Genomic DNA, 8,138 nt, shown 5'->3' on the forward strand with positions numbered 1-8,138 from the left:
CTGCTTTAAGTGTTGTTGCAACATGGGGAACAGGAGCAACGCTGGTCGCTGTGGTTGATTTGTTATCATCTGAGCCACAACAACCAGACAGGGTGGCCATGCAAGCCCCCAACAATACCCATTTATGACTATCCATCATCAGAAAATTTCTCGCTATTATTTTTTGGAACAATAAACTCTGGCTTCTCGAGGGGTATAAACCCCGTAGGTAATCCCGCTGGCCAATGAATTAAGCCAGGATTGTTCTGTCTCGATCCTGACAACATTTTCGGCACCGTGACAAATAGCCGCAGCGTCTATAGGCTCGTTCAGGCCAATATCAATATCTGAAAAGAAGAAGTGGCTGGTGACCTCAGTCGAACTAACATTATTTTCGTTACCGAGTGTAAATGCCTGTGCGGCATTGACATCGACAACCTGTTTGGCACAACCACAGTTAACAACCGTCAAGCAGACGATAATGATCGTTTTGTAATTAACCATTTAAACTACCTTGCTGGTGCTGCCAATAACATCATCAAATTTTGACTGCCAGATATGGCACCGCCAATATTTGGATGGCAGTGTCACGACCGTAAAAATTAGAAATGATATATGTGATGAGGATTTTTTTGACCAGCATCATCTGCCACACTTCCCGTGTTAACGCAGAGCAATGATGTTTGTTCAAGCCAATTTTAATGTACGACCTCTTGCATCCCTCAATAGGGATTGAATGCAAGTTAGCCTTTCTTGTTATGAATCGCAGTATCTAACGCTGCCATGCTGGCGTCTACAGCAAAAGCAGAAGTCAGAACATTCCATTTCAGAAAGTATGTTGCGACATTGTTTGGCGAGAAAATAGGCGACTGAATAATCCATCGCCATCATCACCGCCGGTTAAATAATCAATAACAAGCCGAAACAGCTGGCTCCGGCTAATCAATGGGCATCGTCACGGCCACATTAACGTGGCAATTCGTCGTTATAGAGTCGCCGGATCTCGTTACGCAGCCACATTACCTTGGCATCCTGATTGTGCCGTTTGTGCCACAACAGGATGAAGGCGATCTCCAGTTGGGCGTAGAGCTTCTCCGGCAGCGGCAGCGGCATGGCGATCAGATTGCCGTGATGCCGACTGGCATAACCACCACAGTAGGAGGGGGCCACCGCAATCAGCTCGTGGCTCGACTGGGAGGCAATATGCAGCGCCTGCTCGAAACTGGCGACCATGATGGGCACCTCCCGCTTCAGCCCCTCATCCTCCAGCAGACTGTCGAGGGCCCAGGTATCGTTCGCTTCCCACACCATGCTGATCTGGGGGCAGGCCAGAAAGTTCTCCAGCGACCACTTCTGCTCGAGCAGGGGGTGATCCTTGCGCAGAAAAACCACCGGACGATCGGTAAACAGCACCTCGTGATCGATGTAATAAGGCAAGCGGTTGACCTTGGCCCGGGAGCGGCCATGGGTCTCGCGGGCGCAGAAGCCGAGATCCGCATCGCCATTGACGATGTCGTTGAGGGAGTGGTGATCCCACCCCAGCATCCTGACCACCGATTTCGGGTACTTCTCATAGATGGTCATGGGCAGATCGCTCAGGAAGCTGATGTAGAAGGGGGACTCCATCACCAACGTGAAGCGGGCACCGTCGGGGATCGCCTCGCTATTGAGCGAGGTGATGCTGTCGGTGAGCTGGAACCAGACCTTCAGCTCCTCATCCAGGGTCAGGGAGAGGTTGGTCGGCTGCAACCCCTGCCGCACCCGCACAAACAGGGGATCGTCAAACCACTCCCGCAACTTGGCCAGAGACTTGCTCACCGCCGACGGGGTGACACAGAGCTTTTTGGCCGCCCCTGCCACACTGCGCTCCTGCATCAGGTACTTGAAGACCACCAGCAGGTTCAAATCGAGTTCACCCAGGTTGCGCATATCCCCTCTCATCTTCCATCAGCCTTGCGAGCGCGCTTCACGAACCGCGAGCCATGGTACCAGCCCTTTGACCGCCAGATAACTGAGCAGTGTCAGCAACAGGGCATAAGTCAGCATCTCGGTTGGAGCAAAGCCAAGTTGGCCTAGCAGCCAGATATAAAGGCCAGAGAGGCTGATCTGCATGATGCAGAGCACGGCGCTGGCAAAGGCCACGTTATGCTGGCAACCATCGAGCGCCTCCCCCATCGCCACCCCGAAGCCGCAGGAGAACCCGACACAAACCAGCGCAAACCCCGGCAGCAACAGATGGATATCGCCCCCCGCCTGCCAGCTGCCGATAAGTGAGCAGGCCGCCAGCAAATAGGAGAGATGAGACACCGCCAGCACTTTCTGTTTGCCCAGCCAGCGCAACAGCAGGGGCGTCAGGAAGGAGGTGGACATACTCACGCCGGCCATCACCATCATCACGATGGAGTACTGCTCGGTCGTGAAGCCAAACTCCTTCATCAGGATCAGCGGCGAGACGCTGACATAGACCAGAATGGCAGTCACACTGGCACTGGTCAGCAGAGAGAGCAGCATAAAGCGCGGGGAGCGCAGCAAGGCAAAGGGCAGCGCAGCACCACTGTCCGGTTGCCACGCCGGGCGGGTCTCCTTGAGCAGCAACAAGTTCACCAGACCGCTGACAGCCGCCACCAGCGCCATCGCCACGAAGATCCCGCGCCAGTCAAAATGGGACAGGATGAGATAACCGAGCACCGGCGCCAGCACCGGGATCACGCAGATCACCCCGTTGATCATCGAGAGCGCCATCGCCAGCCGCTCCTGGCTCAACACATCCCGTAGCACGGTAAAGGTCATGATATAGAGCGCCCCCGCCCCGACTCCCTGCCAGAAACGGCCGAAATAGAACTGGCTGATCCCTTCGGCATGACCCGCCACCAGCGAGGCAAGGACAAAAATCAGCGCGCCCCCGAGCACCACCCAGCGCCGCCCGTAGCGATCGGCAATCATCCCCCCCAGCAGCACGGTGGCCGCCATACCGAACAGATAGATAGAGAAGGCGGTGTGGATCTGCGCCTCGCTAGCCTGCAGGGTATCGGCAATCTGGGGCACAGCGACCAGATAGAGATCGATCCCGACCGGATAGAGAATGATCATCAGAAAAGTGCACAACAGGAAAACAGGCATGGATGCTCCATAACAGATTGGCGTGCCGATGCCTGCCAAATCACAGCGACAGGCGAACAGTGGCGGGGCCAAGGTGGTGACAAAGCTAGCAACGCAGCGCGTCGCAATGGGGCAACTATATGGGCGCCCACCGCCCTCACCTAGTGAAGAGATGGCGAACGGTACATTCCAATCAGGAAATATCATATTAAGTTGCGTGCCTGGACGGCCATATTGAATCGACCAGAGACAGTAATAAACCGGGTCACCTCCCGCTCATAGCCATCCCTGCGCAGCACTTTTACCGCCCGTCAGTTATCCGCCTTCACCCTTGCGGGCGTATAAGCTGTAGGTGCGACGCAATACAGGGAATGTGTATGAAGGGGATGAAGAGAGAAGAGCAGATTGCCGGGCTGCTGGCAGCACTGGAGCAAGTCATTCTGGGCAAGCCGCTGCAACTGAAAATCGCGCTGGTGACCCTGCTGGCGCGCGGTCATCTGCTGATCGAGGATCTGCCCGGTATGGGCAAAACCACCCTGGCCCACGCGCTGGCACAGGTACTGGGGCTGGCATGCCGGCGGATGCAGTTCACCGCCGATCTGCTCCCCGCAGACCTGCTGGGGTTGCAGATCTTTGACCCCCAGCAGCAAACATTTCGCTTTCACCCCGGCCCCATCTTCACCCAGGTACTGCTGGCGGACGAGATCAACCGTGCCAGCCCCAAGGTGCAGAGCGCCCTGCTGGAGGCGATGGCCGAAGGCAAGGTGAGTATCGAGGGCCACACGCACCCACTCCCCGATCCATTTTTCGTCATCGCCACCCAGAATCCGGCGGATCAGGCGGGCACCTATCCGCTGCCGGAATCCCAGCTCGACCGCTTCGCCGTGCGACTCTCGCTGGGCTTTCCGCCACGAGAGGCGGAGCGCCAGCTACTGCGGGGCCACCAGCCGACTGACCCGTTGCCCGCCATGCTGAATGCCGCTGAGCTGGCTGCCCTGCAAGCGGAAGGTGATGCTATCCATGTTTCCGATGCCACCCTCGACTACCTGCTGGCGCTGGTGCACCAGAGCCGCTTTGATGGGGATCTGCCACAGCCCCTCTCCCCCCGGGCAGCCCAGACCTTGCTGGCGGTGAGCCGTGCTTGGGCGCTGGTGGCGGGGCGGCGCTTCGTCACGGTGGAGGATGTGCAGGCGGTCTTCCCCTATGTGGCTGAGCATCGGCTGCGGGGCAGCTTCGGCGTGCAGCACGGCGAAGCCTGCCCCCTGAGCCAGCGGCTGCTGGCCAGGGTTGATCCGGACAATCCCTGATGAACACCTTGTTCACCCGCTGGCGGCAAAGGAGAGAAAACTGGCAACGACGCTGGCTCGATCGCCGCATTCCCCCGGCCCGCCAAATCACGCTGGGGACCCACAGCCTCTTTATCCTCCCCACCCGCATGGGGCTGCTCTATCTGCTGGTGCTGCTCGCCATCTATCTGCTCGGCACCAACTACCAGAACAATCTGGTGTTGCTGGTGGCCTACTGCCTCGGCAGTCTGTTTATGGCCGCCATGTGGCTCACCCATCGCAACCTGCTGGGGCTGGAGCTGCTGGGGGGCCCGCTGGTACTGGGGGAAGCGGGTAGCCAGCTTCCTATCCGTATCTTGGTGCAGAGCCCGCGCCCGGTGCTGGCGCTCCGTTTTAGCCTCAACGAAGGGACCCTCTGGCTGGCACAGGCCAACGCTGTGCCCCGCACCTTGATCCTGGCGGTATCGGGCTCGCGCCGTGGGCCACTGCCCCTTGGCCGATTGCGGGTCGAGAGCCGTTACCCCCTCGGCCTGTTTCGCTGCTGGTCCCTGCTGGATCTGCAGCTGGAGGGCTGGCTCGCCCCCAAACCGGCGTTCGGGGCGCTAAGAGGGGAACATGCGACCGAAAGCGAGGGTCATCAGGGCCAGCCCGCTCCTGCTCCTCTCGGTGACTTTGATACCCTGCGGGCACATCAAGCCGGCGAGCCACTGAGCCGCGTCGCCTGGAAGCAACTCGCCCAGGGGCGCGGCCTGCTGACCAAGCAGTTCCATGAACCGCTGCAGGATGACACTCACCTCACCTTGCAGCGGGTCACGGGTGGGGATCTGGAGCAGCGGCTGGCAGTGCTGGCCTGGTGGTGCGCCGATTACGGCAAGCGGGGCATCCCATTCACCCTGACGCTGGCAAACCAGACGCTGGGGCCCGATAGCGGCGCCGCCTTTGTGCAGCGCTGCCTGCTGGCACTGGCCCGATTCGATGCAACACCACCGAAGAGCACACCGGATGCAGCTCGATAACCGCCGCCTGCTGCCACTCATCGCCCTGCAACAGTTGCTGCTGGTCGCGGCGCTCTGGCCCCAGTTGCAGCTCTGGGTGGTGTCGGTAGGCGCCATCACCCTCGCCGTCCGGGCCATGATGCTGTGGCGCGGCTGGCCGCCTCTTCCGGCCCGCTGGTTGGCGCTGCTGGCCATCACTACCGTGCTGTTGCTGGGGTTGCAGTGGCGCACATTGGGCACCCTGCCTGCCCTGCTCAATCTGCTCTGGCTCGGCTATAGCCTGAAGATGATCGAGGTGCGGCGCGAGCGGGATATCGAGCAGGTGCTGCTGCTCGCCTTCTTTCTGATCGCGCTGGCGCTGGTGCAGCGACAAAGCATAGGCTGGACGGCCGGGATGGCGGTGGCGCTCTGGCTGGCAGTGACCACGCTGGTGGCTGCCATCGCCCCCGAGCAGAAACGGCCTTGGCGCAGCGCGGGCGTCGCCCTGCTGCTGGCGCTTCCCCTGCTCATCACTTTATTTTTGCTGCTGCCAAGGCTCCCGCCCCTCTGGCAGATGCCCACCACCAGCCGCGCCCTGTCGGGGCTCTCGGAAGAGCTGGCCCCCGGCGATATCAGCGAACTGGTCAACTCCTCCGAACTGGCGTTTCGGGTCACCTTTGCCGATGGCCCGCCCCCGGCCCGCGAGCGCTACTTTCCGGTGATGCGGCAGGAGGTTTTCGATGGCCAGCGCTGGCTGCTGAGCCCCGAGGTCAAGGCGTGGCAGCGGACGGTGCCGGTGCAAACCGGACTCACCCTTCTGGTGTCCTCTTCACAGGCCAACAATCAACTTGCAGATAGTTCGTTACCCGCAGGAAGCTACGAGGTGATTGCCGAGCCCCAGCGCCACCGCTGGGCCTTTGCCCTCAGTGAACCGCGCCTGCTGGCGGGCCCGGTGCTGCTAACCCCTCTCGACACCCTCTATCGACAGGGGAGCGGCGAGGTGGCGATTCGCTATCGCATTGGCCGCGGCGAAGCGCAGCCAGAGAACGACAGCCAAGCCGCCCAGCGCAACCTGCAACTGCCTGGAGGGGGCAACCCGAGAGCGCGAGCCTATGGCCAAGAGCTTGCGGCACGCTATCCGGATCGCAGCACGCTGGTCGCCGCCCTGCTCGAACAGTTTCGCAGCCAATCCTATTACTACACTCTGACCCCGTCACGACTTGGCAGCGACGGGGTGGATGAGTTCCTGTTCGATACCAAGCAGGGCTTTTGCGGCCACTACGCCATGGCGACCGCCTTCGTGCTGCGCGCCGCCGGTATTCCGGCACGGCTGGTCACCGGTTATCTCGGCGGCGAGTGGAATCCCAGAGGCAACTATCTGGCGGTACACCAGTTCGATGCTCACGCCTGGGTGGAATATCTCGATGAAGGAGGAACATGGCGGCGAATCGACCCCACGGCTGCAGTGGCACCGGAGCGCATTGAGGGCGGCGTGAGGGAGGCGCTGAACAACGAGTTTACCGCCGCTGACCCCCTCGCTTTGCAGCGTTATCGCAACTGGGCTCTGCTCAATCAGCTGCGCTGGTGGGGCAACAATATCGACTACCAGTGGAGTCGCTGGGTAATTGGTTACGATGCGGGCCAACTCTGGCAACAAATCGGCCTGCGCTGGCCCGCACTGGCGGGGCACACTCCCTGGTTGATCCTCGCCAGCCTGATGCTGGTCGCCCTGCTGGTGAGCCTGCCCCTGCTGTTGCCCGCCCGCCTGCCGCCAGAGCGGCGTATCTGGCAGCCCCTGCTCAAACGGGGTAAACGCAGCGGCTACCCACCAGAGCCCGCCGAGAGCATGGGGGCATGGTGCGAGCGGCTGGCACGGTTGCGTCCCGACCTTGCCCACCCCTTGTTGCAGGCCGCCTGGCTCTATCGCCGCTGGCGTTATGCCCCCCTCAGCGAACGGCAACAAGGGCGCTGCTGGCGCCAGTTACTAAGGCGTGTCAGACAGCTCGTTCGGCGCTGGGATCAACAGCCAACGAGTGCGCCATAAAAGAAGGGGGAGCCACCGGCTCCCCCTTCAGGTTTTAATCAAGAGGTTTGACTCACCGCTTGTTATTTTTTGGTCGGATTGTCCCAGATCCCCTCTTCCAGCTGGGAGCGGATCTCGGGGTACTTGTTGGCATCGAAGGTCGGCACCTTGCCCAGCCGGAGCTGGTCGTTGTAATCCTTGGCCAACTTGATGGCGACGCTGGAGAGCAGCAGGATCGCCACCAGGTTGACGATGGCCATCAGCCCCATGGAGACATCCGCCATCGCCCACACAATCGGCAACTCACCCACGGCGCCGAACATCACCATCCCCAGCACGAACACCCGGAACAGCATCAGGCCACCCTTGTGGTTGTGCTCGAGGAACACCAGATTGGTCTCGGCATAGGAGTAGTTCGCCACGATAGAGGTGAAGGCGAAGAAGAAGATGGCTGCAGCAATGAAGATGTTGCCACCGCTGCCAATCTGGGAGGAGAGCGCCCGCTGGGTCAGCTCGACACCGGTCACGCCGGAACCCGGCTCGAACTGACCTGACATCAGGATGATGGCGGCGGTACAGCTGCAGATGACGATGGTGTCCATAAAGACCCCCAGCATCTGCACATAACCCTGAGAGGCCGGGTGCGGCGGATAGGGAGTGGCGGTCGCTGCAGCGTTGGGCGCAGAGCCCATGCCCGCTTCGTTGGAGAAGAGACCGCGCTTGATGCCGTTGATCATCGCCTGGGAGATGGCATAACCCAGCGCACCCGAGCCTGCC

Annotated in this window: 7 protein-coding genes; 3 read left to right on the forward strand and 4 right to left on the reverse strand. The window is 60.5% G+C overall.

Annotated features, from left to right (window positions below):
• Nucleotides 1–156: 156 nt before the first annotated feature.
• The 3 genes from AACS18_RS15705 to AACS18_RS15715 form a co-directional block, all read right to left on the reverse strand.
• The gene (locus tag AACS18_RS15705) at nt 157–483 is read right to left on the reverse strand and encodes a Bor/Iss family lipoprotein (protein WP_108612659.1); all 327 of its coding nucleotides are present in this window, start codon (nt 481–483) and stop codon (nt 157–159) included.
• Between the two features lie 462 nt (nt 484–945).
• Nucleotides 946–1,908, reverse strand: a complete 963-nt coding sequence (gene yidZ, locus AACS18_RS15710) for an HTH-type transcriptional regulator YidZ (protein ID WP_108612660.1) — start codon at nt 1,906–1,908, stop codon at nt 946–948.
• A gap of 18 nt (nt 1,909–1,926) precedes the next feature.
• Nucleotides 1,927–3,099 carry an MFS transporter gene (locus AACS18_RS15715; protein ID WP_108612661.1) on the reverse strand — a complete coding sequence of 391 codons (1,173 nt, stop codon included), beginning with the start codon at nt 3,097–3,099 and terminating at the stop codon, nt 1,927–1,929.
• Between the two features lie 356 nt (nt 3,100–3,455).
• Between AACS18_RS15715 and AACS18_RS15720 the strand changes: the two genes are divergently transcribed.
• Genes AACS18_RS15720 through AACS18_RS15730 form a run of 3 tightly spaced genes read left to right on the forward strand, consistent with a single transcriptional unit; the run spans nt 3,456 to nt 7,382 of the window.
• On the forward strand, nt 3,456–4,385 hold the full coding sequence (locus tag AACS18_RS15720) for an AAA family ATPase (protein ID WP_374956613.1): 930 nt from the start codon (nt 3,456–3,458) through the stop codon (nt 4,383–4,385).
• Nucleotides 4,385–5,380 carry a DUF58 domain-containing protein gene (locus AACS18_RS15725; RefSeq protein WP_108612662.1) on the forward strand — a complete coding sequence of 332 codons (996 nt, stop codon included), beginning with the start codon at nt 4,385–4,387 and terminating at the stop codon, nt 5,378–5,380. The genes AACS18_RS15720 and AACS18_RS15725 overlap by 1 nt, the downstream gene beginning before the upstream one ends.
• Nucleotides 5,367–7,382, forward strand: coding sequence for a transglutaminase TgpA family protein (locus AACS18_RS15730; RefSeq protein ID WP_108612663.1), 2,016 nt, complete (start codon nt 5,367–5,369; stop codon nt 7,380–7,382). Before AACS18_RS15725 ends, AACS18_RS15730 begins: the two co-directional genes overlap by 14 nt.
• A 62-nt stretch (nt 7,383–7,444) precedes the next feature.
• Here the strand turns inward: AACS18_RS15730 and AACS18_RS23535 are convergent.
• Nucleotides 7,445–8,138, reverse strand: a 694-nt coding sequence (locus AACS18_RS23535) for an alanine:cation symporter family protein (RefSeq protein WP_258228732.1), incomplete at its 5' end; no start/stop codon positions are given.

This window comes from Aeromonas sp. HMWF015, from assembly GCF_963878965.1.
Classification (GTDB): Bacteria; Pseudomonadota; Gammaproteobacteria; order Enterobacterales; family Aeromonadaceae; genus Aeromonas; species Aeromonas veronii.